Annotated in this window: 1 protein-coding gene; it reads right to left on the bottom strand. The window is 63.4% G+C overall.

What is annotated here, in order from left to right:
• On the bottom strand, positions 1–1,253 hold a 1,253-nt coding region (locus BIS11_RS17205), incomplete at its 3' end, for a hypothetical protein (RefSeq protein WP_253586672.1).
• Between the last annotated feature and the right edge of the window lie 303 nt (positions 1,254–1,556).

The raw sequence follows: 1,556 nt of genomic DNA, 5'->3' as shown, positions 1-1,556 counted from the left end.
ACGCCAGCCAGCAATCCGTCCGGGCCCAACAGGTTGGCCATCAGCTCCGCCTGGAGCCCCAGCGCCACCTCCGCCGAGACCGAGAGCCCCGCCAGCAGGCCCGTGGGGCCAACGATGCTGTCGAGCAGGTCGTTCAAGAACGCGGTGTCGTCCAAGGGAACGCCGTCGAGCAGACCGCCGCTGCCGAGCAGACCGTTCACCAAGCCCGCCAACAGACCCTGATCGCCGAGCAGGCCGTCGATTAAATCGGCATCGCCGAACAGATCGCCTAGCGGGCCACCCTCACCCAGCAGGCCAGCGAGAAGCCCATCCTCTCCCAGCAGGCCGTCGAGAAGCTCGCTGGTCAGGTCTCCACCGAGCCCGGAATCTTCCAGCAGGGTCGTCAGCAGGCCCGCTTCGCCCACCAGGCTATCCAACAGCGTTGCCAGCGGCCCCTCGGCCCCCAGCAACTCCTCGGCCACGGCGCCCCCGGCTCCCCCTGTTCCCAGCAGTTGGGTCACGATACCGCCTTCACCCACTAGAGCGTCCAGCAGACTGTCGACGGCACCACCCTCGTTGAGTAACCCAGGCAAGAGTTCACCGCCCAGCAGGTCACCCAGGTCGAGGCCCAGGCTAGCGGCCAGCTCACCCAGCGAGACCTCGAGAGTGTCGATCACTTCCCCTAGTACGCCTTGGGAGCCCAGTATCATGGCCAGCAGCCCTGATTCATCCAGCAATCCTTCCATGGCACCGTTGCGCAGCAGCCCACTCAGCGCACCGCCATCGTCGCCCAGCACGCCGGAGAGCAGGCTGCCCAACACTTCCTGGTCATCGAGCAGTGCAGAGAGGAGGGTATTGAGCACGCTGCCTTGGGCCAGCAAGCCACCTACCAGCCCCTCCTCGGCTAGTAGAAGGTTCAAGAGCCCATTTTCGGCCAATGCGCTTCCCAGTGCTCCGTCGCTTGCCAGTAACCCGCCAATCAGCCCTTGCTCGGTGAGCGTTCCAGCAATCAGGCTGCCTTCACCCAGCAGCGTTTGTAGAAGCGCATCGAGCTGGCCATCTTCACCGATCAGCCCTTCCAAGGTTCCGGCAAGCCCCAGTCCCGCCAATACTCCACCCAACAGACCGTCCTGAAGCAGGTTGGTGATGCTGTCGGTAGCGTAATCCACCTGCAGGCCGATGGCGTCGAATACTGCTTCCGACAGTCCTTCACCGAGCAGTGGCGCGATGACCGGGTCGAGCAGCCCCCCCAGTTGGTCGGCCACTTCACTCACCAGCCCATCGAGTTCATCCAGGCCATTAGGGTCATCGGGCGTGAACTCACGTCCCAGGAGCGGGCTTAACGCATCGTTCAACAGGTCCCTCAAACCTTCCGTGTTATCCACTAAGTCACTGAGCAAGCCTGCTTCGATACCCAACGTGGCTTCGAGGCTGCCTAATAGAGCGGCTACCGCTGCTTGAGTTGGATCTAGTAGCCCATCGCCTGGATCGCCTGGATCGCCTGGATCGCCTGGATCGCCTGGATCGCCTGGATCGCCTGGATCACCAGGGTCGCCCGGATCACCTGGATCACCTGG

Source organism: Halomonas sp. 707D4, from assembly GCF_024158685.1.
Lineage (GTDB): Bacteria > Pseudomonadota > Gammaproteobacteria > Pseudomonadales > Halomonadaceae > Vreelandella.
This window is presented reverse-complemented; position numbering and strand designations above follow the sequence as displayed.